Below are 25,522 nucleotides of genomic sequence, written 5' to 3'. Positions count from 1 at the left end.
GCACGACAAGCCCTCGACGGTAGACGCTCTGTGCATATCATGATAAGCAATAGCCATGGCATCGATGCAAGATCCCCGGGACGTCGTGATCGTCGACGCGGTCCGCACGCCCAGTGGCCGCGGCCGTCCGGACGGCTCCCTGGCCGGCGTCCACCCGGTCGACCTGCTGAGCCAGGTCCTCGAGCAGCTGCTCACCCGCTCGCCCGCCGTCGACCCGGGGACCGTGGACGACGTGATCGTGGGCTGCGTCTCGCAGGTCGGCGAGCAGTCGGCCACCCCCGGCCGGATGGCGTGGCTCGGCGCCGGATTCCCTGCGCACGTGCCGGCCACGACGATCGACCGCAAGTGTGGGTCCAGCCAACAGGCGGTGCACTTCGCCGCCCAAGGCATCCGCGCAGGTGCGTACGACGTGGTCGTTGCCGGCGGCGTGGAGTCGATGAGCCGGGTCCGGATGGGCTCGGCCCGGCTGGACGCCGACCCGTACGGCGAGCGCGTGCGCGAGCGCTACGCACCCGGTCTGGTCTCCCAGGGCGTCGCGGCCGAGCTGGTCGCCGCCCGTTGGAACTTGGACCGGACGCAGCTCGACGAGTACTCCGTTCGGTCCCACGACCGGGCCGCGGCCGCGCGTGACTCCGGCGCCTTCGACCGCGAGGTGCTCGCGATCAACACCCCCACCGGTGTCGCCGACCGCGACGAGAGCATCCGCCCCGGCAGCACCGTGGAGAAGCTCGGCGCGCTTCCGGCGGTCTTCGAGACCGACGAGCTGAGCCAGCGCTTCCCGGAGGTCGACTGGAGCGTCACCGCAGGCAACTCCTCCCAGATCACCGACGGCGCCAGCGCCCTGCTGCTGATGAGCGCAGCCCGCTGCGCCGAGCTCGGCCTGACGCCGCGGGCGCGCGTCCGGTCGATGGCCGTGGTCGGCGACGACCCGCTGCTGATGCTCACCGGCCCGATCCCGGCCACCCACAAGCTGCTCGCGTCCTCGTCCGTGTCGCTGGGCGACATCGACCACGTCGAGGTCAACGAGGCGTTCGCCCCGGTCCCGCTCGCCTGGCTCGCAGAGTTCGACGTCGATCCCGACCGGGTGAACCCGCGCGGTGGCGCGATCGCCCTGGGGCACGCGCTGGGCGCTTCCGGTGCCCGGCTGATGACGACGATGCTGCACGCCCTCGAGGACAACGACCAGCAGCTCGGGCTCCAGCTGATGTGCGAGGCCGGCGGGATGGCGAACGCCACCCTGCTCGAGCGCCTCTGACCCACCTGCCCCCCACCCGCTAGGAGAACCATGGACGTCCACGGCACCTCGGCCCTCGTCACCGGCGGAGCCTCCGGGCTCGGCGCGGCGACCGCCCGCCGCCTCGCCTCGGCAGGTGCGCACGTGGTGGTCGCCGACCTCAACGAGGAGCTCGGGACGAGCTTCGCCGCCGACATCGGCGGCTCCTTCGCCCACGCCGACGTCACCGACTCCGACGCCGTGGCGCGCGCGCTCGACACCGCCGTGGCAGTGGCGCCCGTGCGGACGCTCGTCCACTGCGCCGGCCGCGGCGGGACCGTGCGCCTGGTGAACCGCGACGGCAGCCCCGGCGACCTCGAGCTCTACGAGGAGCTCGTCCGGGTCAACCTGGTCGGCACCTTCAACGTGCTACGGCTCGCCTCGGCCAGGATGGCCGCGAACGAGCCCGTCGACGGCGAGCGCGGCGTCTGCGTGCTCACCGCGTCGGTCGCCGCGTGGGAGGGCCAGGTCGGCCAGATCCCCTACGCCTCGGCCAAGGCCGGCGTCGTCGGCATGACCCTCGTGGCCGCGCGCGACCTCGCCACGAAGGGCATCCGGGTGAACTCGATCGCACCCGGAGTCTTCGACACCCCGATCCTCGCCCGGTTCTCGCAGGAGATCCGCGACGGCCTCGGCGGGCAGGTGCCGAACCCGGCGCGGCTCGGCCAGCCCGACGAGTTCGCCATGCTCGCGCAGCAGATCGTCGAGAACCCTTACCTCAACGGCGAGACCATCCGCCTCGACGGCGCGATCCGCATGTCCCCCCGCTGACTCCGCTCCCCGTCCCGCCGCCAGGAGGCACCCGTGTCCACCCCCGACCGCCACCCCGAGGACCGCGACCTGCTCGTCGAGGAGCGCGGCCGCGTGCTCGTGCTGACGATGAACCGGCCCGAGTCCCGCAACGCGATGTCCATGGCCATGGCGCACCAGATCGCCGACGCGCTCACCGACTTCGACGCCCGGCCCGACCTCAGCGTCGCGGTGATCACCGGGGGCGGGGGCACCTTCTGCGCGGGCATGGACCTCAAGGGCTTCGCCCGCGGGGAGCGCCCGGTGGTCGAGGGTCGCGGGTTCGCCGGCATCGTCCAGCAGCCGCCCCGGAAGCCGGTCGTCGCCGCGGTCGAGGGCTACGCGCTGGCCGGTGGGTTCGAGATCGTGCTGGCCTGCGACCTCGTGGTCGCGGCCGAGGACGCGAAGTTCGGGCTGCCGGAGGTCAAGCGTGGGCTCACCGCCGCCGCGGGCGGGCTGCTCCGCCTCCAGCACCGCGTGCCGTACCACCTGGCGATGGAGCTGGTGCTGACCGGCCGCATGTGGCCGGCGGTCGAGGCGGCCGACGCTCACCTGGTGAACCGGCTGGCCGCGCCGGGTTCGGCCTTGGAGGCCGCGCTGGAGCTCGCCGAGGAGGTCGCCGCCAACGCGCCGCTCGCCCTGGCCGCCTCGAAGCGGGTCCTGGTCGAGTCCGTCGACTGGCCGCTCGAGGAGAAGTTCACCCGCCAGCACGACGTCGTCGACCCGGTCCGGCACTCAGCCGACGCCAAGGAGGGCGCGGCGGCGTTCGTGGAGAAGCGCGACCCGGTCTGGTCCGGGAGCTGAGCCGCCGCGCGGCGGGCTTCAGGCCTCGCCGCGCACCCGACGCGCGTGAGCGAGCCACTCCCGCGCTCGCTCGGCGTGCGCGATGTCGACGTGCTCGCCGCCGAAGCGAACCGCACCCAGGCCCTGGCGCTCGCCCTCCTCCACCGCCTCGACCAGCGCGGTGTAGTGGGCCACCTCCGCGTCGCTCGGGGTGTAGACGTCGTTCACGGTCGCGACGTGGGAGGGGTGGATCACGATCTGCCCCCGGAAGCCGAGGTCGAGGCCGTGGTCGGCGAAGGCACGTAGGCCGTCCAGGTCCGCGAGCTCCTCCCAGAGCCCGGTGAGCGCGTGCAGCCCGTGCTGGCGGCAGGCCAGCAGGATGCGGCTGCGCAGGTACAGCGTCTCCAACCCCTCAGGGGTCTGTCGGTAGCCGACAGCCTTGGCGATGTCGGCGTGCCGAGAGGTCGGACCGATCATCGCGCCGACGCGGGGCGAGGCACCGGCGATCTCGTCGGCGTTCGTGATCGCATCGACCATCTCGACCGGCACGATCATCTCAAGGTCCTGCGCCCCGTTGCGGACCTCGAACCAGTCGATGAGCGACTCCCACCGCACCACGTCGCGGGCGTCGCGGATCTTGGGGGCGAACACGCCGGTGAGCCACGGGCCCGTGACAGCCTCCAGGTCGGCGCCGGCCATCCCGGTGTCCAGGGCGTTGGGGCGCACCAGCAGGCCAGCCGTGACCTCCTCCGCGCGCAGCTCCTCCAGCGTCTGCCGGGCGGTCGCGCGCGCCGCCTCCTTGTGAGCGGCCGGCACCGAGTCCTCGAGGTCGAGCACCACGGCGTCCGCGCCGCTGGCCACCGCCTTGCGGGCCCACTCGGGCTTGTGGGCGGGGACGAACAGCACGCTGCGGTAGGGGTGCACGCGAGACCTCCTCAGGAGACGCCGACGGCGTCGCGGTCATAGGTGTCAGGACTGATGCCGATCTCGCGGAGCGCGGCCTTCTGCACCTTCTGCGAGGGAGTCTTCGGCAGCTCGGGGACCATCCGGAGGAACCGCGGGACCGCGAAGGCAGGGATCCGCTCCGCGCACCACTCCCACAGCTCCGCCGGCGGCACGTCGGCGCGCGTCACCACGCACGCCATCACCTCGTCCTCCCCGGCCTCGGTGGAGGCAGGCACGGCGATCACCGCGCACTCGACCACCGCGGGGTGGCTGAGCACCGCGGTCTCGACTTCGTAGGAGCTGATGTTCTCCCCCCGGCGTCGCAGCGCGTCCTTGAAGCGGTCGACGAAGTAGAACCAGCCGTCCTCGTCACGGCGGAGAGCGTCACCGGTGTGGAACCACAGGTTGCGCCACGCCTCGACGGTCTTCTCCGGGTTGTTGAAGTAGCCGTTGCTGCACAGGAACGGCATCCGCGGCCGCACGACGAGCTCGCCCACCTCGCCGACGGCCACCGGCTCGTCGGTCTCGGGGTCGACCAGCTGCACGTCGAAGTAGTCGTCGGCGGCCAGGCCCGCGGCGCCCGCCGGCCGTTCCTCGCCGTACGGCGAGATGATCGGCGCGGAGGTCTCCGTCAGGCCGAAGACCTCGACGAACGCCTCGATGCCGAAGCGCTTCTTCATGGGCTCCACGAGCGTGGAGGCCGTGGGCGCCGCGAAGACGCATCGCAACGGGTTCTCGGCGTCGTCGGACCGCGCGTCCTGCTTCCAGACGAAGTCCATCATCACGCCGATGAAGTTGGTGACGGTCACGCCGCTCTCGCGGACCTGGTCGATCCACCGGCTCGCGCTGAACCGGCTGCGGACCACGAACCGCGCACCTGCGACGAGCGTCGGGTAGGCCGCCATGAACTGCGCGTTGCCGTGGAACAGCGGCGTGGTCGCCATCCAGGCGTCGTCGCGGCCGAGCCGCACCAACGAGACGCACTCGTCGGCGAAGAAGTACATCTGGGCATGGGGCATCGCCACCCCCTTGGAGGGACCGGTGGTGCCGGAGGTGAAGAGCACCGACGCCAGGTCGGAGTGGCCGACCACCGGCAGGTCCGGCGCGTCGGCGGGCTCCTGCTCGAGCTCCTCGGCGGGACGGGCGTCCCAGCCGGCGTCGCGCAGCAGCGTGATGGCCTCGGCCTGGTGGCCGGTGTCGCGCACGAAGAACGTCGTGATGGTGGATGCTGCCTCGCGCACCTCCGGGAAGCGGTGCGCGAAGACGTCGTCCACCAGGGCGAGCCGCGCCTCCACCGTCCGCACCTGGTGGGCGAGGAAGTCGCGCTCGTACGCCGTGTTGATCGGCACCTCGACCAGGCCGGCCACCGCGGTGCCGAGCCACCCGCGCACGAAGAAGCTGGAGTTGTGAGCCACGATGACCACGCGATCACCCGGTGCGGCACCGGCCGCGAGCATCACGCGCCCCGCGCGCTCGGCCGTCGCCAGGGTCTCGGCGTACGTCCAGCGCAGCCCCTCCTCGGGCGCCTCCAGCCAGACGGCGTCGGGGCGCCGCTCGGCCCAGTGCCGCAGCACGGTGGGCAGGGCCCAGTCGCGGCGGTCCGCGAAGGTCGGTGTCAGGTCACGGTAGTAGCGGAAGGTCACTGCTCATCCCTCGTCAGGACTTCCGGCGGCGGGCGCCGCGGAAGTCGGGCTTGCGCTTCTCGAGAAAGGCCCGAGCACCTTCGAGCATGTCCTCGCTGCCGATCGCCTGGACCAGGGCGCCGAGGTTGGCGGCCATGTTGTCGCGCGACTGGTGCCACCACTGGTTCGAGCTCGTCTTGGCGATCTCGAGGTAGCGCGGGCTCAGCGCGTCGATCTCGTCGAGCCAGCGCTCGACGGCGGCGTCGAGGCCGTCGTTCGCCACCACCTCGTTGACCAGGCCCCACTCCAGCGCCTGGGCGGCGCTGTAGCGGCGGCACAGCATGGCCATCTCCTTGGCCCGACGCTCGCCGACCTGCACGGCGAGCACGTTGGTCGCGCCCAGCACCGGGGCGGACCCCACTTTCGGCCCGGTCTGGCCGAAGGTCGCCCGCTCCGTGGCGATCGCGAAGTCGCACGCGACCACGAGCTCGTTGCCACCCCCGGCGGCGGCGCCGTCGACCGCGGCGATCACCGGGCGCGGACAGGCCCGGATGGTGTCGAGGAGCCGGGCGGAGGTGGTGAAGAGGCGGCGCAGCTGCGCGGGATCGGGGTCCCCGAGCTCGGTGAGCGCCCCGCCTGCGCAGAAGCTGCCCTCCGCACCCTGCACGACCACGGCCGCAGCCTCGGCCGCGTCCTCGACGGCGCGGATCATCTCCTGCGCCATGGCGAGGTCGTAGGCGTTGCGCCGCTCGGGGGCGTCGATGGTGATCCAGACGACGTCCCGGCGTTCGGTCACGTGGATGCTGCCCATGGGGGACCTCCTCAACAATCCATGGTGTTCATAATCAGCAATCTACCGATGGTCGCCGCGGTGTGCAACGCCTCAGGACCGGCGCGCCCGGAAGGCTGCCACGGCGTCCCGGTGCTCGGAGGTCCCGAACAGCAGCGCCACCGCCTCGACCGACTCGGCGTAGCCGGTCCCGGTGTCCCGGTTGAGGAACGCCTTGCCGACCTGGACGGCCATGGGCGGGTTGACCGCCATCTCCTCGGCGAGGCCGAGCGCCTCGGCGATCAGGTCCTCGTCCGGAAGGACCTCCTGCACCAGGCCGATGTCGGCGGCTCGAGCGGCACCGACGGTACGACCGGACAGCGCCAGGTAGCGGGTCCACGGACGCCCGATCACGTCGGGCCCCCGCACGATGCCGTAGCCGGGCATCAGGCCGACGGAGGCCTCCTTGAAGGAGAACCGGGCCGACTCCCCGGCCAGGGCCACGTCGCAGGCCAGCGTCAGCTCGCTCCCCCCGCCGAACGCGATGCCGTTGACCGCCGCGACCACCGGGACCGCGCAGGTCTCGACGGCGTGGAAGGCCTCGTAGACCCGGGCGAGGTGCGGTCGCACCCGCGCGACGTCCCCGGCGAGGTCGTGGAACATGTCGATGTCGCCGCCCGCCGAGAAAGCACGACCCTCTCCGGTCAGCACGACCGCCCGGTGCTCGTCCTCGTCCTTGCCGACCGACCCCATCAGGCGGGTCAGCTCCGCGAACCACAGCTGGTCCATCGCGTTGAGCTTCTCCGGCCGCGCCATGGTCACGACCAGCACACCGGGGTCGCGGGACTCGAGCCGGAAGCGCTCGAAGGTGCCCAGGTGGGCCACGGACCGCGCCTCGTCGCTCATGACGCCTCCCGGTCGTAGGTGTCGTCGGTGACACCTTCCTCGCGCAGGCGGTACTTCTCCACGCGCTGGCTCGGGGTGAGCGGCAGCGCCTCCATCGTGCGCACGTAGCGCGGCACGGCGAAGCCGGTGAGCCGGCCCTCGCAGTGGGCGAGGAGCTCGACGGGGTCCAGACAGGCACCCGGCGTCGGCACCACCGCCACCATCACCTCCTCCTCGGAGAGCTCCGAGGAGACGCCGTACGCCGCCGCCTGGGCCACGCCAGGATGGGACGCCACCACCCGCTCCACCTCCCACGTGGACACGTTCTCGCCACGACGCCGCACGGTGTCCTTGAGCCGGTCGAGGAACGTCAGGAACCCGTCCTCGTCCAGGACGCCGCGGTCACCGGTGTGGAACCAGAGGTTGCGCCAGGCCGCGACGGTGGCGGCAGGGTCGCCGTCGTACCCGTCGGACATGCATCCCGGGCCCTTCGGGCGCGCGACGATCTCGCCGGGCGTGCCCGGGGGGACCTCCTCGTCCTGCTCGTCCACCACCGCGACGCGATAGAGCGTCGACTCCCGGCCAGCGGTGCCGATCCGGCGCTGACGGGGAGGCATCTCGCAGACCAGGGAGGCCTCGGTGCTGCCATAGATCTCGGTGAGCTCCACCCCGAAGCGCTCCTCGAAGGCGGAGAAGATCTCGGCGGGGCACGGCGCGCCGAACGCGGCCCGCACCGCGTGCCGGGCGTCGTCGGGCCGCGGGGCCTGCTTGTGCAGGATGCTCATCATCGCGCCCTGGTAGTTGAACGCGGTGATGCCCTCCTGCCGGCAGACGTCCCAGAAGCGCGAGGCGCTGAAGCGTCGGTGCAGCAACACCCCGGCCCCGGCCTCCAGCCCGGCCATCACCGAGCAGTACCGCGCGTTGGAGTGGTACAACGGGAAGACGCTGTAGAGGCGGTCGGCCGAGGTGTAGCCCATCAGGCTCACCGTGCGCCGGGCCAGGGTGACGTTCGCGCGGTGCGAGAGCAGGACGCCCTTCGGAGGACCGGTGGTGCCGGACGTGTAGAGGATCGCCGCCGTGTCGGTCGGTCGGACCTCGGGCAGCTCGTCGATCCTGTGCGCCAGCAGGTCGTCGAAGTCGATGACGGCGACGCCGGCCGGACGCGGGCGGTCGGCCGGAAGCCCGCCGACGACGACCACGTGCTCCACGGCAGAGCCCGGGAGCGCTGCGACCAGCCGGGGAAGCAGGTCGACGTCGCAGACGACGGCGCGGGTCCTGGACCGGGCGAGGCACCAGGAGGCGAGGACGTCCCCGGCCGCCGGGTTGAGCGGGACCTCGACCAGTCCCGCGCGGGCGATGCCGAACCATGCCTCCAGCGACGCGACCCGCGCGGGCGACAGCACGGCGACCCGGTCTCCGGGCTCCAGCCCGAGCGCGAGCAGGCCCGAGGCGACCGCGTCGGCGGCGCGGTCCAGCCTCGAGGCGTCGGTCCGCTCCTCCTCGACCACGACCTCGGCGGCCCGGCGGAGCGGGTCGCTCGCCACCTCGCGCAGCCAGGCCCCGATGGTCACCGCCACCACGACTCAGTCCTTCCGCCGTCCGCCACGCCCGTCTCCGGCGAGCCGGCCGGAGTCGTGGGACGCGGTCACGCGCGTCGGCCGCACCTCGATCACGACACGACCAGGACTGTCGAGCAGGCGCACGAAGGCCTCCGGGTCCTCGGGGGCGAGCCGCGGGGCGAGCCACTCGATGGTGCGGCGCACGACCTCGCGGTCGCGATGCACGGTGGCCTCGCCGCGCAGGGCCACCATCCTCCGACCCGGCAGGTCCGTCCCGGTGTTGGAGACCGCGACCGCGACCCGGCGGTCGGAGTCGATGCCCCGAACCTGGCGGCGGCCCTCGACGGTCGCGAACCAGAAGTGTCCGGCGTCGTCGACGGCGAAGCTCATCACCACCGAGGTGGGCATCCCGTCCTGCAGGACGGTGAGGACCGCCTCCGTCTGGGCCGACCACAGCTCGTGCTGGCCCTGCACGCTCAGCGTGGCCGCGGCGAGGTTCTCGATGTCCTTGTCACCGGGCCGGCTCGCCGCGTGGGAGACGGCGTCACGACTCATCGAGCGCCGCCTCGCCCAGCATGGCGTGCACGACGGTCTTGTCGGCCCGCGCCTCCGCCGCGGTTCCCGTCCAGGTGGTCTCCCCGCGCGTCACGATCACGACCGTGTCCGCGAGCTCGAGCGCGGCATCGGCGTTCTGCTCGACCATCAGGATCCCGATCCCCTTGTCGACCATGACCTTCACGCTCGCCATCACCGTCTCGATCATCGTGGGCGCCAGGCCCATCGACGGCTCGTCCATGAGCATGATCCGTGGTTGCGACATGAGCGCCCGCCCGAAGGCGAGCATCTGCTGCTCACCGCCACTCAGCAGCCCCGCCGCCGAGTGGCGTCGGTCCCCGAGCACGGGGAAGGTGTCGTAGACCTCGGCCATGGTCTTCTCCCCGCTCGCGCGCGAGGCCGTGTAGCCGCCGATCCGCAGGTTCTCCTCCACCGTCAGCGGGAAGAAGATCTTCCGGCCCTCGGGAACGAGGCTCATCCCGCGGCGCACCACCTTGTGCGCCGGCAGGCCGCTGATGGACTCACCGTCCAGCTCGACCGTGCCGGCCCGCGGCTTGTGGAACCCCGCCACCGCCCGGAGGCTCGTCGACTTTCCTGCCCCGTTGGGTCCGAGGACCACCGTGACCTGACTCTCACCCGCGGCGAAGGAGACGCCGTGGACGGCGTTGACCGGCCCGTAGTTGACGTGTAGGTCCTTGACCTCAAGCATGCCTGCCCGCCGCCTTTCCCAAGTAGGCCTCCTGCACCGCCGGATCGCGGACGACCTCGGTCGGCGCTCCCTCGGCGATGAGCTTCCCGAAGTTCATGGCGTAGAGGTGGTCACAGGTGTCGACCATCATCTGCACGTCGTGCTCGACGATGAACTGGGTGACCCCCTCGGCGAGGAGCTGGCGCATCAGGGCGCCGATCTCCTCACGCTCGGAGGTGTTCATCCCGGCCGTCGGCTCGTCGAGCAGCAGCAACCGCGGCCGGCTGACGATCGCGCGTGCGAACTCGACGCGGCGCTGCATGCCGTACGAGAGCTCGTCCGGTCGCACCCGCTCGATCTCCCGGATGCCGAGGCGCTCCAGCACCTCGTCGACCCGCGCCACGGCCTCCTTGCGCGAGTTCTTGCCCAGCGTGTCCGTACCCAGGAGGACGTTGTCCCGCACGGACCGGTCCTCGAGGAGACGGACCGTCTGGAAGGTCCGCGCGATCCCCATGTGGTGCACGGTGCGGGCGGGCCGCCGACTGTAGTCCTCGCCCTCGAAGAGGAAGGCCCCGCGGGTCATCGGCGTCAGCCGGGTCATGGCGCCGAGCAGCGTCGACTTCCCCGACCCGTTCGGACCGAGCACCCCGTAGATGCGACCGGGCTGCAGGTTCATGCTGATCCCGTCGACGGCCTTGACCCCGCCGAAGTGCACCGCGACGTCGCGGACCTCGAGGAGCGCGCCGTCCTGGGCGGGTTCGGTGTCAGCCATGGCTCAGCTCTCCTTAGCCAGCGCCGCCACGCGGGCACGCTCTTCTCGGGTGCGATACCGGTGCCAGGCGTCCTTGACCACGCCGAGGACGCCGAGGGGGAGGTAGATCGCCGCCACCGCGACGATGACGCCGTAGGCGACGCGCTCCCACTCCTCGAGGAAGCCGATCCAGGTCGGCAGCCACACGAAGATCACCGCGCCGATCAGCGCGCCCACCCAGGAGCGGGACCCGCCGACCACGATGGCGGTCAGGGCCAGGATCACCAGGTGGAAGTTGACCTCGGCGGGCGTGATCGTCGAGCGCAGGAGGGTGGTGATCCCCCCGGCCAGGCCGCCGAGCAGGCCGGAGACCAGGAACGAGGCCCGCCGGTAGCGGGCGACGTCGACGCCGAGCGCGTTGGCGAGCTCGGGGTCGTCCCGCACGGCGTCGACCCGCCGTCCCATGCCACCCCGCTCGCTGAAGTGCAGCAGCCCGACGACGAGGAGGACGACCAGGACGATCTGGACGACCGAGATCTCACCCAGGGCGCCGTACAGGCCCATCGCCCCGCCCGTGAGGTCCCCGCCGTTGACCGCCAGGACCGAGATGATCAACGTGAAGGCGATGGTCGCCATGCCCATGTAGAGACCGGTCAGGCGCTGCACGACCAACCCCAGCAGGAAGACCACGGCGCCCGCCACCACGGTGCCGAGGGCGATGGCCGGCCAGGTGCTCCAGCCGAGGGTGACCATCGCGATGGCGGACCCGTAGCCGCCGATGCCGAAGGCGCCCACCCCGGCGAACGAGAAGACCCCGAACCGCAGCGGCACCTGGATGCTCAGGGCGAGAAGGAGCGTGGTCAGCGTCGTCTGGATGAGGACGACGTTCATGTCGTACCAAGCGCTCATGTGCGGCGCACCTCCTTGCGTCCCAGGAGGCCCTGAGGACGGGCGAGCAGGATGAGGAAGATCATTCCGAAGGAGACCGCGTCGACCCAGGTTCCCCAGTTCATCATCAGGATGAAGGTCTCGGCACCGGCGAGCACGTAGGCGCCGATCACCGTGCCGGCCATCGACCCGAGCCCGCCGAGCACGATGATCGCGAAGGCCTTGATGATGAGCTGGTCCCCGGTCTCGGGCGCGATGGCGCCCAGGTGCAGCGTGAGCAAGGCGCCGGCGAGGCCGGCGAGGCCGCCCGCCACCGCCATCGTGCCGAAGGCGAGGGCCGGACGGTTGACCCCCATCCCGGCGCTCGTCTCCGCATCGACGCCGATCGCACGAAGCGCCAGGCCGTGGCGGGAGCGGCGCAGCCAGAGCGTGAGGCCCACGCCGATCGCGAGCCCGCAGATGACGATGATGACCGCCGTCGTGGTCATTCGCAGCCCGAGGAACTCGTGCACCTCGGGCGTGTACGACGTGCGCAGGCCGAACGGGGCCGACCGCGTCTCGCGCTGGGCGATCGCCAGCGGGATCGCTGCCACGCCGATGCCCCCGATGAGGATCCGCAGCTCGGCCGCGTGCTGGTTCTTCGCGCGCTTGAGGATCGGCTGGAAGGCCAGCAGCTGGGTCAGGGCAGACATCACGGCCCCGACCAGGACGGCGACCGCGACGACTCCGAGGAGCGGGAGCTCCGCACGGGTGGTGACCAGGTGGCCGACGAACGCGGCGAACATGAACGTGGACCCGTGGGCGAAGTTGAGGATGCCGATCGTCCCCCAGACGAGGGCCATTCCCAGGGCGAACAGCAGGTAGATCGAGCCCAGCGTCGCGGCATTGAGCACGTCTTGCACGGGGGTTCCTCTCGATAGGCAGCAGCGGTGACCGAGGGCCACCGGGACGACGGGGGCAGACCGCCGTCCCGGTGGCGCGACGTCACTCCACCAGCGTCTCCTCGCCGTTCTCCCAGCGCACCAGGTGGCCGGGGACGCGAGCGTCGTTGCCCTCGAACGTCAGCTCACCCATGGCGCCGCTGAAGCCCTCCGAAGCCACCTGCTCGAGACCCTCCTTGATGCCCTCGCGCGAGGAGTCGCCCGAGGCCTTGATCGCACGGGCGATCCACCACATCGCGTCGTAGCCGTCGGCGTTGTAGGGGTCGGGGTCCTTGTCGTACTTCGCACGGAAGGCCTCGGTGAAGGACGTCGGCCCCTCACCCTCCAGCGCGACCGAGAACGGCACTGGGTAGATCAGGCCGTTGGCCGTGTCGCCGGCGGCCTCGATGTTGCCCGCCGCCTGGACCGACGTCGCCACGACCTGACCGTCGTACCCGGCGGTCTTGAGCTGCTTGAGGGCAGTGACCGACTGCGGCGCGATCAGCAGCATCACCAGGGCATCGGGCGCCTCGCTGGCGATCTGCTGGGTCTGGCCCGCGAAGTCCTGCGTCGTCATCTGGACCGGCAGCGACTGCACGACCTCGATGCCGCGCTCCTCGGCCATGGCCGGGACGTCCTCCTCGCCCAGCAGGGCGAAGGTCGGGAAGGTCGCGTTGTAGAGCACCGAGATGGTCTCGGCGCCCTCCTCCGCCAGGTAGTCCAGCACGGGCTCGTAATAGCTCTCCATGGGCGGCGTCACCCGGAAGGTCCAGTCGTTGATCACGACGCCCTCGGCGCCGGCCTGCGTGAAGACCGTGGGGACCTCCTGGCGCCCGACCAGCGGCGCCACCGTCGCCGCCTGCTGGCTGGAGACGGGGCCGAGGATCGCCGAGACGTCGTTGTCGGAGAGCACCTTGTTCATCTCGCTCGCCGCGCGCTCGATCTCGCCCGCGGTGTCGTACTTCTCGAGCTCGATCTCGACGCCGTCGCCGAGGAACCCCTGCTCGTTGATCTCCTCGATCGCCAGCTCGGCTCCCTCGGACGAGCCGAGGCCGGCGTACGCGACGGGCCCGGTCTGGTCCTGGACCTGGGCGACGGTGATGGTGTCGGCGATGCCGCCGTCACCCTCGGCGCCGGTCGAGCCGGCCTCGCCGCCACCACAGGCTGCCGTGCTGAACAAAGCGGCCGTGGCCAGCCCCGCCAGCACGGTCGTGCGCGTCCGCGCTCTGCTCATGATTCCTCCAGCTACTTGTAGTTGCGGGTCCATCCGCGGGCGCGGTGACCCTCCGACCTGTCAGGCGATGGGGCTGCCTGAGAGCTCGTGACCGACCAGGTAGGCCAAGGTCAGTCCGCGCCCGAGCGCGATTCCTGAGTTGTACGCCGTGCCGGTGGTCGTCAGCGCGGCCACCGAGCCTGCGGCGTAGAGGCCCGCGAGGGGCTGGTCCGCCTCGTCGAGGACCCGACCGTCCCCGTCGATCCGGACCCCGGATGTCCCGATCCCGGTGCCGACGAAACGCAGCCTGAGACCGTGGAAAGGAGCCTGGGCGACCGGGCCGAGGACGGGGCTGGGGTGGTTGCCCGGGTCCCCGGCGAACGTGTTGACGTAGTCGATGCTGCCGCGACCCCAGTCGGGGTCCTCGCCCCTCTCGGCGTGCTCACTGAACCGCTCCGCGGTCCGGGCGAGCTGCGCGCCGTCGATGCCGAGCCGCTCGCCCAGCTCCTCGAGGGTGTCGGCCGACTCGACCCACCCTTGCGGGTAGTCGCCTCCCGGCGGCGTCGCAGCCAGGCCGTACTTCACCCGGTGCTGGTCGTCCCAGACCAGGAAGAAGGGCAGGTGGCGGTCCTCGGGATCGAGGGTGCGTCGGCAGATGTCGACCCAGTACGAGTCGTTGCAGTAGCGGTTGCCGTGCCGGTCGACGATCATCGAGTGGGGCATCGCGTACTCGGGCCCGTAGCCGAAGCCGGTGCCGACCTCCGAGCGCCAGCCCGGCAGGATCGGCGTGGCGTTGGCGGGGATCCGCGCGACCTGGGCGCCGACCTGGCGCGCCAGCTTGATGCCGTCGCCACGGAGGGTCTCCGGGGCGACGGATCCCCAGTCCTCGGGACCGAGACCGAGGATCTCCTCGACCAGCTGCGGATCCCAGTCGTAGGTGCTGGTCGCGAGCACCACCGGGCCGCGCAGCTCCTCGACCCCGTCCGGGGTCTCGGCCCGCACCCCCACCACGGCCGCGCCGTCGGTGAGGAGCTCGGTGACCCGACACTCGGTGCGGATCTCGACGAGCTCGTGCGCCGCGACGCGGGCGAGGAAGCCCGCGACCACGCCGGTCCCGTAGGTCAGCGGGTCGGCGTCGGCGGACCGCTCGAACGCGGTGCCGTCCGACAGTCCGAAGGCTGGGAGGCCGGCGTGGGAGCGCTTGGTCGCGCTCTGCTCGTCGCCGCCGTCGTCGACGTACGTCGCGCGCCGGCCCTTCTCGAGCAGCTCGCGGTAGGTCGTGCCCACCGGGAAGTACGGGCTGTAGCGCAGCCTTTCGCGCCACTCCCCCAGGGCCGAGCCGTCGATGACCTCGTTGGTCAGGTAGCGGCCCTGCGGCAGCGCGCCGTCCGCCTCGTTGTGGTAGTCGGCCAGGCCCGGGATCACCGTCCAGCGGATGGCGCCGTTGTCCTCGAAGTACCGCATCGCCGCCGGCGCGGTGTCGATCCAGCGCAGCAGCGCCGCCTCGTCGAGCGCCTCGGGGGCGAGGTGCGAGGCCACGTCCCGGATGTAGGTCTCGGTGAGCTCCTTGGAGTCGCCTCCGATCCCCTCGCGCTCGGCGACGTGGTTGGCCCCGCACCACACCTGGCCACCGGAGTAGGCGGCCGCGCCGCCCACGAGCTCAGCGGCCTCGAGCACGACCGCCGGCCTGCCGTTCAGCGCGCTGGTGAGCGCGGTGGCGAGACCGGAGAGCCCCGCGCCGACGACGAGGACGGCGGTGGTGGTGGTCTCGGCCATGGGAAGGTTGCCTCCTGCTGCGTGGCGGCGATCACATCGTCGAGATGAGTGAATATCATGATCAACGTTGTTGTCAACCAATCCTGCGCATCATTAGGCGCAATGCCGGTCAAGAATCACGTACGCCGCACCGGCTGGGAGGCCGCGCCCAGAGACGGCGGGCCCGGGCGGTGGCCCGCCCGGGCCCGCCGTTGCGAGCGGGTCAGCGCATGATCAGCTTCGTCTCGAGGAAGGCACCGAGCCCCTCGACGTTCCCTTCGCGCCCGAGGCCCGACTGCTTGTAGCCGCCGAACGGTTGCGTGACGCACATGCCCCAGGTGTTCACGCCGATCTGGCCGGTGCGGATCCGACGGGCAATGGCCTCGGCGGCGGCGTCGTCGGCAGCGTAGACCGCGCCGGAGAGCCCGTACTCGGTCGAGTTGGCGATGTCGATGGCCTCCTCGACGTCGTCGTAGGGCATCACCACGACGACCGGGCCGAAGATCTCCTCCTGCGCGATGCGCATGTCCTTGGTGACGTCGGCGAAGATCGTGGGCTCGACGTAGTAGCCGTCATCGAGCCCGTCGGGAACACCGCCACCGGTGACGAGCCGGGCGCCCTCGTCCTTGCCCACCCGGATGTACTCCAAGACCCGCTGCTGCTGCCGCTCGGCGGCCAGCGGGCCGATGGTCGTTCCCTCCTCCCGGGGATCGCCCACGCTCAGTCCCGCGTACGCCGCCTTCATCGCGTCCGTGACCTCGTCCTGGCGGTGCCGCGGGACGAGGACCCGGGTCAGCGCCGCGCAGACCTGGCCGGAGTTGGCGACGCCGCCGAAGACCAGGGTCGGCAGCACGTCCTCGAGGGGGACGTCGTCGGTGATGATCGCCGCGGACTTCCCGCCGAGCTCGAGGCTCACTCGACCGATGCGGTCGGCCACGGCCGCCATGATGCGGCGGCCGGCCTCGGTCGACCCGGTGAAGGAGACCTTGTCGACGTCGCGGTGCTCGACGAGGTACTGGCCGACCTCCCGGCCGGCCGGCAGCACGCTCACCACGCCCTCGGGCAGGCCCGCCGCCTCGAAGGCCTCGGCCAGCATCATCACGCTCACCGGCCCCTCAGGAGCCGGCTTGAAGACGACGGTGCACCCCGCCGCAAGCGCCGGCCCGATCTTGAGGGAGGCGGTCGCGACGGGCCCGTTCCAGGGGATGATGACGGCTGCGACGCCGACCGGCTCGCGGACCAGGCGGCCATGGCCGCCCTCCCACGTGCGCTCCTCCTCGAACTGGAAGCGCTCGTGGAGGGTCGAGGAGTCCTCCCACATCTTGCGGGCGTTGTCGTGGAACGCCTGGGAGACCGGGGACGGCGCGCCGATCTCCCAGGTGAACGCCTCGGCCATCTCCGGGATCCGCTTGACCACCTCGTCGCCGACCCGTCGCAGGTAGGCACCGCGCTCGGCGGGAGTCATCCGCGGCCACGGGCCGTGGTCGAAGGCCTTCCGGGCGGCCGCGACCGCCCGGTCGACGTCGGCCTGCCGCGCCGCCGGGACAGTGGCGATGACCCGGCCGTCGATCGGTGAGACCACGTCGATCACCTCGTCGGAGGACGGCGCCACCCAGCTGCCGCCGATGAAGAGCTTGTCGAAGCTCCGGATCGGTCCGGCGTCGCCGAGGGAGGCGGCGGCTCGCTCGTCGGTCTGCGTCATGTGGATCTCCTGCTCGTGGGGGTTTCACACCTCGATGTCGAAGTGCGGCGCGGGAAGGGTCTTGAGCACCTCGAGGAGGCGCGCGGGGATCGGTGTCTTGCCGAATGCGTGCGGGTCACGGGCCGCGAAGACCATCTGGCCCTTGGTCACCAGCCGGTCGCCGCGCGTGAACTCGAAGCCGACCGCGTAAGAGCTGGTGCCGATCCGATCGGCGACCGCCTGGCAGACCACCTCGTCGAAGACCTCGACCGTGTCGACGTAGCGACATCCCGAGCTGATACCCACCGTGACCGCACCGAGGTCGTCGGCCATCTGGCCGCTGCGGATGCCGTGGGCGAAGAGCCAGGTCGAGTAGCAGCGCTCCATCCACCGGTAGTAGATGTCGAAGTAGGCGATGCCCACGGTGTCGGTGTCGCCGTACGCCAGCTGGAAGCCCAGGCGCCCGGCAGCAGGCTCGTGCGGCGCGGTCATGCCGGCGCACCGCCCTCGTCAGCGAGGAGCACGTCGGCGGTGCCGCTGAGCACCACGTCGCCACCCAACACCTCGAGCGCGATGTCGCAGGTGGCCACCTGCCCCCGGGGGTCGTCGCGGAGCGCGGCGACCCGACCGGTCGCCCGCACCGTGTCACCGGCCAGGACGTTGCCCTGGAAGCGGACCCGGAAGTCGAGCAAGCGGTCCCGTCCACCGGCCCAGCGCGCCAGCATCGTCTGCAGGTAGCCCATGTTGAGCGGTCCTTGGTTGACCGGGCGCTCGTCCATGCCGAGCTCGGCCAACACCCTGGTGTCGAAGTGGATCGGAGTCGGGTCCGAGAGGAGTGCGGCCATCACCTTCATCCTCTCCGGGTCGACCTCCAGCTCGAGGGGCGGGATCTCCGCGCCGACCTCGACGGCGCTCGTGTCGCTGCTCATGCGGCCCTCCGGGGAAAGACGATCGAGTTGTAGCAGCGGGCCACGTGCTCGCCCGCCAGGTGCAGGTCGAGCTCGTAGCCGACCACGTCGAAGGTCCCGGCGCGCCGGCCGACCTTGCGGTCCACCGACACGATCCGCCCGGAGACGTCGTACGTCGCGTCCCGCTCCAGCGGGCGGTGCAGCGTGGTGCGGTGTTCCCCGAACATCGGGCCTTCGGTGGCGTGGGCATCGAACCAGGAGAACAGGTCGTCCCACGTCATCCCCATGCCGGCGACGCCGGCCATCCACGCCAGCACCGGGTGAGGCGTCTCCTCCCACGGATCGTCGAGGAGTGCGTCGGCGACCAGCCAGGTTCGCCAGGGCGCGAGGACGTAGCGCCCACCGGGGAACTCCCGTCCGACCCTGTCGGAGTAGTCGGCGCCATGGACCGGCGTCTCGGAGTCAGACATTGCGCTCCCGCTCCTCCCAGTAGGGACGGCGCAGCTCCCGCTTGAGGATCTTTCCCGTCGGCGCCTTCGGCAGCTCGGCGACGAACTCCACCGAGCGCGGCTTCTGGTAGCCGGCGAGCTGCGTCCTGGCCTGCTCGATGATGTCCGCCTCGGTGACCTCCTGCCCCGGCTTGAGGACGACGAAGCCCTTCACCGCCTCACCCCACTCGTCGTCGGGGACGCCGATCACCGCGCACTCCAGGACGGCGGGGTGGCTGGCGATCGCGTCCTCGACCTGGACCGAGTAGATGTTCTCGCCGCCCGAGATGATCATGTCCTTCGCCCGGTCGACGATGTAGACGTAGCGGTCCTCGTCCCAGGTGGCGATGTCCCCGGTGTGCATCCAGCCGTCCCGGATGGTCTTGGCCGTGAGGTCGGGACGGTCGAGGTAGCCCGCCATGCTGGCCGGCGACTTCACCACGATCTCGCCGGGTGTGCGCCCGTCGCGGGGGACCTCCTTCCCGTCGAGGTCCACCAGCCGGACCATGGACAGGAAGCCCTCGCGGCCACAGGAGCGCAGGCGCTCGGGACGGATGCCCCGGGCGGCGTCGAGGTGGTCCTCCTGGGACAGGAACGTCATGCCCGGCCCCTCGGTCTGCCCGTAGCCCTGGATCAGGGTGCACGGGAAGGAGTCGAGCGCCTGCCGGACGGTCTGGCTCGGCATCGGGCCGCCGCCGTACTGGATGTTGCGCAGGCTCGACAGGTCGTAGCGGGAGAAGTCGTCCTGCGCCATCATCCAGTTCAGCATCGTCGTCACACCCAGGAACGCCGAGACCCGCTCGCCCTCAATCAGCTCCAGCGCGCGGCGCGGCTCGAAGTTCATCAGCACCAGCGGGCAGCCGTGCTTGAGATAGTTCATCCCCAGCACGACGGGGATGTGGAACATCTGGCCGGTGAGCATGTAGACGTCGCTGGGCACCACCCGCTCCGCCACGGTCTGGTTGAGCATGCCCGCAGCGGCGCTGCGGTGGGTGTGCACCACCCCCTTGGAGTCCCCGGTCGTCCCCCCGGTGTAGAGGAGGAAGAAGGGGTCATCGTCACCGACGTCGTCGCTGCCGAGTGGCTCGTGGTCCGCCGACCGCGCGACGAGGTCGTGGAACGAGCCGTCGGAGGACTCGCCGAACTCCAGCCAGTGGCCCACGTCGACGGCCCGCTGCAGGTCGGCGACGACACCACCGAACTCGTCCTGGGAGACCAGCACCCGCGGCGCCGCGTCCCGCACGACCTGTGCGAGCGAGGGCGCCGCGAGCCGCCAGTTCAGCGGTTGCGTGACGGCCCCGATGCGCCCGGCGGCGAAGTACACGGCGAGGTACTCCACGCTGTTGCGGGACAGCACAGCCACCCGGTCGCCCTTCCGGACCCCGAGGCCGAGCAGCCCGTTCGCGAGCCGGCGGACGAGCTCGTCGAGCTCGGACCACGTCACCCGACGGTCGGCCGGCGCGTCGTACAACGCCTGGTGGCGCGGGGTGAGCGCGGCCCACTTGGCGGGAATCAGTCCCTCGTTCATCCTGCGTCTCCCTCCAGCTCGAGCGGCTTGCCCGCCACCGACGCCCCGCAGCGGTAGCCGAACACCATGGCCGGCCCGAGCGTGCCGCCCGCACCGCCGTAGACCATGCCCGTGGGCGCGGCCATCGCGTTCCCCACGGCCCAGAGACCGGGCACGACCCGGCCGTCGACGTCGAGGACCTCGCAGTCCGTGGTCGTCCGCGGCCCGCCCTTGGTGCCGAGCGCGCTGCTGTGCACGCGGGTCGCGTAGAACGGGGCCCGGTCGAGCGGGCCGAGGGTGGCCATCGGCGACGGGTAGGAGGCGCGGTCACCGCACCACCCGTCGTACGCCGAGTCCCCGCGTCCGTGGTCGGCGTCCCGGCCCTGCGCGCACAGCTCGTTCCAGCGCTCAACGCTGGCGCCGAGCTCGTCGGCGGGCAGGCCGACGACCTCGGCCAGCTCCGGGACCGAGTCCGCCCGGTCGATCCAGTCGGGGACGGCCTCTCCGGCCTGGAAGCCGTAGCCGCCGTACTCGTCGACGAAGCCCTGGTCGAACACGACCCAGGCCGGCACGTTCTCGTAGCGGAACCGGGTCGGGTGGAAGGCGTGGAACGCACCGCCGAGGGCGTTGTAGTTGGCCGCCTCGTTGGTGAAGCGGCGGCCCCGGTCGTTGACCATGATGGTGCGCGGCAGCGTCCGCTCGCGCTGGACGAGCTGGACGCCGTGACCGGAGTACTGCTCGCCCTCGGTGCCAGGGATCGTCACCACCGGGACCCACCATGCCTCGCGCATCACCCCGAGCTGCGCGCCCACCTTCATCGCCATCCGCAGGCCGTCGCCGGTGTTGCTGGGGGCGCCGGGCGGGTGGTGCAGCGGGCCGCGCAGGAAGTCGCGGACGAGGTCGGGGTCGCGCTCGAAGCCGCCGGTGGCCAGCACGACGCCGCGGGTGGCGCGCACCTCGGCGCCACCCTCGAAGCGGACGCCGACGACCGCCCCGTCCTCGACGACGAGCTCGGTGGCCCGGCTGGAGGTGGTGACTCGGACGCCGCGGTCGAGCAGACCCTTGAGCAAGGCGCCGAGCATGCCCCGTCCGAGGCCCTCGAGCCGCTGCTCAGCACGCTGCTGCTCGACCTCGGGGGTCAGCACGCCCGTGCCCCCTCCGACGGGGGTCTCGCCGACATGCATCGAGCGGCGAGAGCCGAGGAACCGGTCGGCCCACTCGCCGAGCTCGTGGAAGGAGAACAGCTCAGGCTCGGTCGACCGACCGCCGCCGGGCAGCCCGCCGGGGAACTCGGGGTGGTAGTCGGGGTAGCCCGGCACCAGGCGCATCCGCAACGGGGTGCGCTCCTCGAGCCAGTCGAGCATCGGGTCGACGGTGGTGAGGAAGGCCTCCGTGAACTCCGGCAGGATCATCCCGTGCGAGAGCGCGGTGAGGTAGTCGCGGCCCTGCTCGACGGAGTCCACGACCCCGTGCTCGGCCTGGAGCCTGTTCGCCGGCAGCCACGCGACACCGCTCGAGAGCGCCGTCGTGCCGCCGAGCAGCTCCGCCTTCTCGTGCAGGGCGACGCTGGCCCCGGCGTCGGCGGCGGCGAGCGCTGCCATCATGCCGGCGCACCCGCTGCCGAGGACCACGACGTCCACGTGGCTCGTCTCGCTCATGGCGTGCTCCTCCGTCGGTCGCTCGCGGGAACACTCAGGACCCGGACGCGGGCGTGTAGTGCGCGCGCAGCCAACCGAGGTCCTTGCCGTGCAGCACCGACGGCCAGTCGGCCGGGCGGGGGTCGCCGTACACCAGGCTGCGGTCGTCGCCCTTCATGGTCTCGACGTAGCTCGTGACGGGCAGGTAGTACATGTAGCCCATCACCCGCTCGGCGATCCGCCAGCCCTGCTCGGTCCGCCGGTACACGTCGTCGTAGCGCAGTGCCACGAGCATCGTCTCTCCGTGGCGCACCACCTCCGCGTGGCCGCTGACCAGCCCGTAGGCGCGGTCGGGATCGGTGTCGTCGAAGCGCGAGATCGCGGAGTGCACGAAGTGGTGGGTGGGGCCGAGCGCGTCGTACCGGCTCTGGTAGGTCTCGGCGATGGCGTCGATGCCGCGCGCGTCGAAGACTCCGTCGGCCGAGCCGAGATGGGCATCCTCGGTGAACAGGCTGCCCAGGCCCTCGAGGTCGCGCTCGTCCATGACGAATCCGTAGAGGTGGGCCAGGTCGTGGAGGGCGAGCTTGTCCTCGATGCGGCGGATGCGGTCTTCCAGGGTGGCGCTCATGGTTGCTCCTCAGGGGGTCAGCGGGTGCGGGGGGCGAACGAGACCATGTCGGCGGGCGCCAGGGCGGACTCCTCGATGAAGGCCGTGCGGACGAGGGCGATCCGCTTGGCCGACATAAGCCAGGAGTCGTCGCTGCGCACGGCGTCGTCGCAGTAGCGGCCCCACATCATCCGGGCCTCCCCGCTCTCGTGCGTGGTGATCGCCAGGAAGCAGGAGTCGATCCGGATGCTGTCGGGCGCGCCGTCCGGCCGCAGGTCCGTGACCTGCAGGTTGGTGACCATGTGGTGGGCCACCACCACGTCCGACTCGGTGAAGCGGCGGTAGAAGTCGCGGAACCTGCCCCGGCCGTGCCACGCCTCGCCCCCCTGGCGCTGGATCACGACGTCGTCGCTGACCGACGCGGCGAGACCGTCGAGGTCCTTCTGGTCGACGAGCCGCTGGTAGCGGTGCAGCACGACCTCGCCGGCACGCTGCAGCTCGAGGCTGCGAAGCAGGTCGTCGCTGGTGCTGGTCATCTCACCCTCCGGTCAGCGGTCGGTCGCCGGCGGTCAGTAGCTGCGAGGCAGGCCGAGCACGTGCTCGGCCATGTAGTTGAGGACCATCTCCTGGCTGATCGGCGCGATCCGGTTCAGGCGCGACTCCCGGAAGTAGCGCTCCACGTGGTACTCCCGGGCGTAGCCGTAACCCCCGTGCACGTTGATCGCGACGTCGGCGGCGTTGAACCCGGCCTCGCTGGCCAGGAACTTCGCCTCGTTGGCCTCGCGCCCGCACGGGATGTCGTGGTCGACCATCCATGCGGCCTTGTCACAGATCACGGTGGCGGCGTCCAGGCGGATCCGGGCCTCGGCGAGCTGCCCGGCGATCAGCTGGTTCTGGCCGATCGGACGGCCGAAGACCACCCGCTCCTTGGCGTACGCCGTCGCACGGCGCAGCGCGGCCTCCCCCAGACCGAGGGCAGCGTTGGCGGAGATCACCCGCTCGGCGTTCAGGCCGCCGAGGATGACCTTGAAACCTTCGCCGACCTCACCGATGACGTCCTCGTCGGCTACGAAGAGGTTGTCGATGAAGAGCTCGTTGGTGTCGACCGCATGCCGCCCCAGCTTCGGGATCTCGCGGATCTGCACGGCCTCAGGGTCGAGGGTGGCGAACATCAGCGTCAGCCCGCGGTGCGCCTTGCCCTCCCGCGCCGAGGTCCGCACCAGGAGGAACATCCGCTCTGCCTCCTGCGCCTTGGTGATCCAGACCTTCTTGCCGTTGACCAGCCAGCCGCCGTCGACCTTGCGGGCGGAGGTCTGCAGGTTGAGCGTGTCGGTGCCCGCGTCCGGCTCGGTGACGGCGAAGGAGACGTGCAGGTCGCCGCTCACGGCGCGGGGCAGGAAGCGCTCCTTGAGGCTGTCGCTGCCGTGCCGGATCAGCGGCTCGAAGCCGAAGATGCCGATGTGCACGGCGGAGCAGCCGGCCATGCCGGCGCCCGAGCCCGAGATCTCCCGCTCGACGATGGCGGCCTCGGTGACGCCGAGCCCACCGCCGCCGTACTCCTCGGGGATGCTCAGGCCGAGCCAGCCGGCCTCGGCGACGGCGTTGTAGAAGTCCCAGGGGAACTCGTGCTTCTCGTCCTGCCGCATCCAGTAGTCGTCGTCGAACTTCGCGCACATGGCCCGCACGGCGTCTCGGATCGCCTCGTGCGTCTCGTCCACGGCAAAGTCCACGGGTCCTCCTGAGTGCTCGGCAGGGCGTCGCCCATTCCCTTATTACTATTATCACTATGTCGGCGCCCATGTCACCCCTCCGCCGCCACCACCGCTCGAACCGGACGCCCGGCGCGGGCGACGAGGACCATCGCCAGCGCCGTCGCCGCGGTCATCACGAGCCAGGCCCACCCTCGGCTCCCCGCACCCGACAGCAGCCCGAAGCCGACCGGTCCGACGGCCGACCCGATACCGCTGCCCAGCTGCAGCAGGCCGCTGGCCGCACCCGGCCCGCGCGCGCGGCGGACCACCATCAGCAGCAACAGAGCCGGCCAGGTCCACGCCGTGACGAGGCTGAGGGCGACCCCCGCGACCACGAGGGCCCGCCACACCCCATCTCCTCCAGCACTCCCGAAGGTCCCAGTGGCGACCATCGCCAGCGCGAGCGCCGCGAGGCCCATGACCACGAGCACGGGCGCAAGGTCTTCCACCGGCCGAGAGTCCAGGAACCTTCCGGCAGCGACCCGGGCGAGGACCGCGGCCAGGCTGCCGACCGCCACGACAGCCGCCGCCCGCACCGGTGCCACGTCGACCGAGACCAGCGTGAACACCGCGAACCCGGTGACGGTCGCCACCGAGAGGGTTCCGAGTCCCGCGGCGACCACGACGGGCAGCGCACGCAGGGGCGCGGCGGGCTCAGGAGTCGGGAGCCCGTCGGGAACGGGAGCCGCCACACCGGCGGACGGGCGCGCCGACCGGACCGGGACCCCGGTCGCGAGCAGTCGGCGTACGCCGACGAGCACCCCGACTGGGAGCAGCAGACCGAGGGCGACGGCCCATCGCCAGCCGTGGGCGTGCGCGAGCGCCGGAAGGGTGGCGCCGGCCGTGGCCATGAGCAGGGGCGGCGCAGTCTGCTTGAAACCGAGGATCGAGGCCTGTCGCCGGGGCGGCACCACGGCAACGACCAGGATGTTGCTGGTGGGCGAGCAGAACGCGTAGCCGATCCCACTGACGGCGAGGACCACGAGCAGACCGAGCCAGGAGTGCACCAGAAGTGCACAGGTCGCGAGACCAGCGGCGGTCAAGAGCGCGCCCACACAGGCGCCGACGGGCCACCCGCGGGCGTCGACCCAGCGGCCGGCCAGGGGCGCGGCGATCGCAGTCACGAGCCAGAAGGCGGAGACAGCGGCCCCCAGGCCAGCGTCCCCGAAACCGAGGTCGTTGCCCAGGTCGACCGAGAGCAGGCCGACCAGCGAGGGCATCACCACAGAGGTGGCGAGGAGGGCGAAGGCGAGCAGCCCGGCGCCCCTCAGGGGGTCACTCCTGGATGCTGAGAGCGATCTCCGGACAGGAGTCGACGCCCAGCGCGGCGGCGTCCTCGAGCTCCTCAGGGATCGCGCCGTCGAACTTCACGATCACCTGACCCTCGTCGTCGGTCACGTCGTAGACGTCGGGTGCGGACATCCGACACAGGCCATGGCCCTGACACTTGTCGAGATCGGCGACAACCTTCACGATGATCCTCCACTCCTTGACTCCATGCTGGGTATAACTATTATCATGATCCTGCTCACCCAAGGAAGCCCCTTG

26 protein-coding genes are annotated in these 25,522 nt (G+C 71.4%); 3 read left to right on the top strand and 23 right to left on the bottom strand.

Annotation, left to right across the window (positions count from 1 at the left end; translation table 11 throughout):
- Nucleotides 1–55: 55 nt before the first annotated feature.
- The 3 genes from ACSMHG_RS03555 to ACSMHG_RS03545 are packed head-to-tail and all read left to right on the top strand — an operon-like array spanning nucleotide 56 to nucleotide 2,866.
- The gene (locus tag ACSMHG_RS03555) at nucleotides 56–1,255 is read left to right on the top strand and encodes a thiolase family protein (RefSeq protein WP_435742008.1); all 1,200 of its coding nucleotides are present in this window, start codon (nucleotides 56–58) and stop codon (nucleotides 1,253–1,255) included.
- A 30-nt stretch (nucleotides 1,256–1,285) separates the two neighbouring features.
- The gene (locus ACSMHG_RS03550; RefSeq protein ID WP_435742007.1) at nucleotides 1,286–2,044 is read left to right on the top strand and encodes an SDR family NAD(P)-dependent oxidoreductase; all 759 of its coding nucleotides are present in this window, start codon (nucleotides 1,286–1,288) and stop codon (nucleotides 2,042–2,044) included.
- A gap of 33 nt (nucleotides 2,045–2,077) precedes the next feature.
- The gene (locus ACSMHG_RS03545; RefSeq protein ID WP_435742006.1) at nucleotides 2,078–2,866 is read left to right on the top strand and encodes a crotonase/enoyl-CoA hydratase family protein; all 789 of its coding nucleotides are present in this window, start codon (nucleotides 2,078–2,080) and stop codon (nucleotides 2,864–2,866) included.
- An 18-nt stretch (nucleotides 2,867–2,884) separates the two neighbouring features.
- On the opposite strand, the gene ACSMHG_RS03540 is transcribed toward ACSMHG_RS03545, so the two are convergent.
- The 23 genes from ACSMHG_RS03540 to ACSMHG_RS03430 all read right to left on the bottom strand — a co-directional run bounded on the left by ACSMHG_RS03540 (nucleotide 2,885) and on the right by ACSMHG_RS03430 (nucleotide 25,447).
- Nucleotides 2,885–3,769 carry an HpcH/HpaI aldolase/citrate lyase family protein gene (locus tag ACSMHG_RS03540; RefSeq protein WP_435742005.1) on the bottom strand — a complete coding sequence of 295 codons (885 nt, stop codon included), beginning with the start codon at nucleotides 3,767–3,769 and terminating at the stop codon, nucleotides 2,885–2,887.
- Between the two features lie 11 nt (nucleotides 3,770–3,780).
- Nucleotides 3,781–5,433, bottom strand: coding sequence for an AMP-binding protein (locus ACSMHG_RS03535; RefSeq protein ID WP_435742004.1), 1,653 nt, complete (start codon nucleotides 5,431–5,433; stop codon nucleotides 3,781–3,783).
- 13 nt (nucleotides 5,434–5,446) lie between these two features.
- Complete coding sequence (locus tag ACSMHG_RS03530; protein ID WP_435742003.1) at nucleotides 5,447–6,223, bottom strand: enoyl-CoA hydratase/isomerase family protein; 777 nt, start codon at nucleotides 6,221–6,223, stop codon at nucleotides 5,447–5,449.
- A 72-nt stretch (nucleotides 6,224–6,295) separates the two neighbouring features.
- Nucleotides 6,296–7,087, bottom strand: a complete 792-nt coding sequence (locus ACSMHG_RS03525; protein ID WP_435742002.1) for an enoyl-CoA hydratase/isomerase family protein — start codon at nucleotides 7,085–7,087, stop codon at nucleotides 6,296–6,298.
- Complete coding sequence (locus tag ACSMHG_RS03520; RefSeq protein WP_435742001.1) at nucleotides 7,084–8,646, bottom strand: AMP-binding protein; 1,563 nt, start codon at nucleotides 8,644–8,646, stop codon at nucleotides 7,084–7,086. The genes ACSMHG_RS03525 and ACSMHG_RS03520 overlap by 4 nt, the downstream gene beginning before the upstream one ends.
- A gap of 3 nt (nucleotides 8,647–8,649) precedes the next feature.
- Nucleotides 8,650–9,180: a pyridoxamine 5'-phosphate oxidase family protein gene (locus tag ACSMHG_RS03515; RefSeq protein ID WP_435741999.1), complete on the bottom strand. Its 531-nt coding sequence runs from the start codon at nucleotides 9,178–9,180 to the stop codon at nucleotides 8,650–8,652.
- Nucleotides 9,170–9,889: an ABC transporter ATP-binding protein gene (locus ACSMHG_RS03510; RefSeq protein ID WP_435741998.1), complete on the bottom strand. Its 720-nt coding sequence runs from the start codon at nucleotides 9,887–9,889 to the stop codon at nucleotides 9,170–9,172. Before ACSMHG_RS03510 ends, ACSMHG_RS03515 begins: the two co-directional genes overlap by 11 nt.
- Complete coding sequence (locus ACSMHG_RS03505; RefSeq protein WP_435741997.1) at nucleotides 9,882–10,640, bottom strand: ABC transporter ATP-binding protein; 759 nt, start codon at nucleotides 10,638–10,640, stop codon at nucleotides 9,882–9,884. The genes ACSMHG_RS03510 and ACSMHG_RS03505 overlap by 8 nt, the downstream gene beginning before the upstream one ends.
- A gap of 3 nt (nucleotides 10,641–10,643) precedes the next feature.
- Entirely contained in the window at nucleotides 10,644–11,528 is an 885-nt protein-coding gene (locus tag ACSMHG_RS03500) for a branched-chain amino acid ABC transporter permease (protein WP_435741996.1), read from the bottom strand.
- Nucleotides 11,525–12,409, bottom strand: coding sequence for a branched-chain amino acid ABC transporter permease (locus ACSMHG_RS03495; protein ID WP_435741995.1), 885 nt, complete (start codon nucleotides 12,407–12,409; stop codon nucleotides 11,525–11,527). Before ACSMHG_RS03495 ends, ACSMHG_RS03500 begins: the two co-directional genes overlap by 4 nt.
- An 82-nt stretch (nucleotides 12,410–12,491) precedes the next feature.
- Nucleotides 12,492–13,661 (bottom strand): ABC transporter substrate-binding protein, encoded by a 1,170-nt coding sequence (locus tag ACSMHG_RS03490; RefSeq protein ID WP_435741994.1) that lies wholly within the window; start codon nucleotides 13,659–13,661, stop codon nucleotides 12,492–12,494.
- 60 nt (nucleotides 13,662–13,721) lie between these two features.
- Nucleotides 13,722–15,416 (bottom strand): FAD-dependent oxidoreductase, encoded by a 1,695-nt coding sequence (locus ACSMHG_RS03485; RefSeq protein WP_435741993.1) that lies wholly within the window; start codon nucleotides 15,414–15,416, stop codon nucleotides 13,722–13,724.
- A 202-nt stretch (nucleotides 15,417–15,618) separates the two neighbouring features.
- Nucleotides 15,619–17,097: an aldehyde dehydrogenase gene (locus ACSMHG_RS03480; protein ID WP_435741992.1), complete on the bottom strand. Its 1,479-nt coding sequence runs from the start codon at nucleotides 17,095–17,097 to the stop codon at nucleotides 15,619–15,621.
- 24 nt (nucleotides 17,098–17,121) lie between these two features.
- Nucleotides 17,122–17,568 carry an acyl-CoA thioesterase gene (locus tag ACSMHG_RS03475; RefSeq protein ID WP_435741991.1) on the bottom strand — a complete coding sequence of 149 codons (447 nt, stop codon included), beginning with the start codon at nucleotides 17,566–17,568 and terminating at the stop codon, nucleotides 17,122–17,124.
- Nucleotides 17,565–18,005, bottom strand: a complete 441-nt coding sequence (locus ACSMHG_RS03470) for a MaoC family dehydratase (protein WP_435741989.1) — start codon at nucleotides 18,003–18,005, stop codon at nucleotides 17,565–17,567. Before ACSMHG_RS03470 ends, ACSMHG_RS03475 begins: the two co-directional genes overlap by 4 nt.
- Nucleotides 18,002–18,454, bottom strand: coding sequence for a hypothetical protein (locus ACSMHG_RS03465; protein ID WP_435741988.1), 453 nt, complete (start codon nucleotides 18,452–18,454; stop codon nucleotides 18,002–18,004). The genes ACSMHG_RS03470 and ACSMHG_RS03465 overlap by 4 nt, the downstream gene beginning before the upstream one ends.
- Nucleotides 18,447–20,000: a long-chain-fatty-acid--CoA ligase gene (locus ACSMHG_RS03460; protein ID WP_435741987.1), complete on the bottom strand. Its 1,554-nt coding sequence runs from the start codon at nucleotides 19,998–20,000 to the stop codon at nucleotides 18,447–18,449. Before ACSMHG_RS03460 ends, ACSMHG_RS03465 begins: the two co-directional genes overlap by 8 nt.
- Nucleotides 19,997–21,637 carry an FAD-dependent oxidoreductase gene (locus ACSMHG_RS03455; RefSeq protein WP_435741986.1) on the bottom strand — a complete coding sequence of 547 codons (1,641 nt, stop codon included), beginning with the start codon at nucleotides 21,635–21,637 and terminating at the stop codon, nucleotides 19,997–19,999. The genes ACSMHG_RS03460 and ACSMHG_RS03455 overlap by 4 nt, the downstream gene beginning before the upstream one ends.
- Nucleotides 21,638–21,671: 34 nt before the next feature.
- Nucleotides 21,672–22,244: a nuclear transport factor 2 family protein gene (locus ACSMHG_RS03450; protein ID WP_435741985.1), complete on the bottom strand. Its 573-nt coding sequence runs from the start codon at nucleotides 22,242–22,244 to the stop codon at nucleotides 21,672–21,674.
- Nucleotides 22,245–22,261: 17 nt separating this feature from the next.
- Nucleotides 22,262–22,759 carry a nuclear transport factor 2 family protein gene (locus ACSMHG_RS03445; protein WP_435741984.1) on the bottom strand — a complete coding sequence of 166 codons (498 nt, stop codon included), beginning with the start codon at nucleotides 22,757–22,759 and terminating at the stop codon, nucleotides 22,262–22,264.
- Between the two features lie 33 nt (nucleotides 22,760–22,792).
- A complete protein-coding gene (locus tag ACSMHG_RS03440) occupies nucleotides 22,793–23,953 on the bottom strand; it encodes an acyl-CoA dehydrogenase family protein (RefSeq protein ID WP_435741983.1) in 1,161 nt (386 codons plus the stop codon).
- Nucleotides 23,954–24,024: 71 nt separating this feature from the next.
- A complete protein-coding gene (locus ACSMHG_RS03435; protein WP_435742095.1) occupies nucleotides 24,025–25,230 on the bottom strand; it encodes an MFS transporter in 1,206 nt (401 codons plus the stop codon).
- 19 nt (nucleotides 25,231–25,249) lie between these two features.
- Nucleotides 25,250–25,447, bottom strand: a complete 198-nt coding sequence (locus ACSMHG_RS03430) for a ferredoxin (RefSeq protein ID WP_435741982.1) — start codon at nucleotides 25,445–25,447, stop codon at nucleotides 25,250–25,252.
- Nucleotides 25,448–25,522: the final 75 nt, after the last annotated feature.

Source organism: Nocardioides ureilyticus (assembly GCF_051280745.1).
Classification (GTDB): domain Bacteria; phylum Actinomycetota; class Actinomycetes; order Propionibacteriales; family Nocardioidaceae; genus Nocardioides.
This window is presented reverse-complemented; position numbering and strand designations above follow the sequence as displayed.

What these genes read in the sequence shown, in the direction of transcription:
- ACSMHG_RS03530 (WP_435742003.1), bottom strand. Translation starts at nt 6,223, where the DNA reads ATGGGCAGCATCCACGTGACCGAACGCCGGGACGTCGTCTGGATCACC.
- ACSMHG_RS03475 (WP_435741991.1), bottom strand. Translation starts at nt 17,568, where the DNA reads ATGACCGCGCCGCACGAGCCTGCTGCCGGGCGCCTGGGCTTCCAGCTG.
- ACSMHG_RS03445 (WP_435741984.1), bottom strand. Translation starts at nt 22,759, where the DNA reads ATGACCAGCACCAGCGACGACCTGCTTCGCAGCCTCGAGCTGCAGCGT.
- ACSMHG_RS03555 (WP_435742008.1), top strand. Translation starts at nt 56, where the DNA reads ATGGCATCGATGCAAGATCCCCGGGACGTCGTGATCGTCGACGCGGTC.
- ACSMHG_RS03450 (WP_435741985.1), bottom strand. Translation starts at nt 22,244, where the DNA reads ATGAGCGCCACCCTGGAAGACCGCATCCGCCGCATCGAGGACAAGCTC.
- ACSMHG_RS03465 (WP_435741988.1), bottom strand. Translation starts at nt 18,454, where the DNA reads ATGTCTGACTCCGAGACGCCGGTCCATGGCGCCGACTACTCCGACAGG.
- ACSMHG_RS03490 (WP_435741994.1), bottom strand. Translation starts at nt 13,661, where the DNA reads ATGAGCAGAGCGCGGACGCGCACGACCGTGCTGGCGGGGCTGGCCACG.
- ACSMHG_RS03480 (WP_435741992.1), bottom strand. Translation starts at nt 17,097, where the DNA reads ATGACGCAGACCGACGAGCGAGCCGCCGCCTCCCTCGGCGACGCCGGA.
- ACSMHG_RS03460 (WP_435741987.1), bottom strand. Translation starts at nt 20,000, where the DNA reads ATGAACGAGGGACTGATTCCCGCCAAGTGGGCCGCGCTCACCCCGCGC.
- ACSMHG_RS03455 (WP_435741986.1), bottom strand. Translation starts at nt 21,637, where the DNA reads ATGAGCGAGACGAGCCACGTGGACGTCGTGGTCCTCGGCAGCGGGTGC.
- ACSMHG_RS03470 (WP_435741989.1), bottom strand. Translation starts at nt 18,005, where the DNA reads ATGAGCAGCGACACGAGCGCCGTCGAGGTCGGCGCGGAGATCCCGCCC.
- ACSMHG_RS03510 (WP_435741998.1), bottom strand. Translation starts at nt 9,889, where the DNA reads ATGCTTGAGGTCAAGGACCTACACGTCAACTACGGGCCGGTCAACGCC.
- ACSMHG_RS03515 (WP_435741999.1), bottom strand. Translation starts at nt 9,180, where the DNA reads ATGAGTCGTGACGCCGTCTCCCACGCGGCGAGCCGGCCCGGTGACAAG.
- ACSMHG_RS03550 (WP_435742007.1), top strand. Translation starts at nt 1,286, where the DNA reads ATGGACGTCCACGGCACCTCGGCCCTCGTCACCGGCGGAGCCTCCGGG.
- ACSMHG_RS03505 (WP_435741997.1), bottom strand. Translation starts at nt 10,640, where the DNA reads ATGGCTGACACCGAACCCGCCCAGGACGGCGCGCTCCTCGAGGTCCGC.
- ACSMHG_RS03500 (WP_435741996.1), bottom strand. Translation starts at nt 11,528, where the DNA reads ATGAGCGCTTGGTACGACATGAACGTCGTCCTCATCCAGACGACGCTG.
- ACSMHG_RS03485 (WP_435741993.1), bottom strand. Translation starts at nt 15,416, where the DNA reads ATGGCCGAGACCACCACCACCGCCGTCCTCGTCGTCGGCGCGGGGCTC.
- ACSMHG_RS03525 (WP_435742002.1), bottom strand. Translation starts at nt 7,087, where the DNA reads ATGAGCGACGAGGCGCGGTCCGTGGCCCACCTGGGCACCTTCGAGCGC.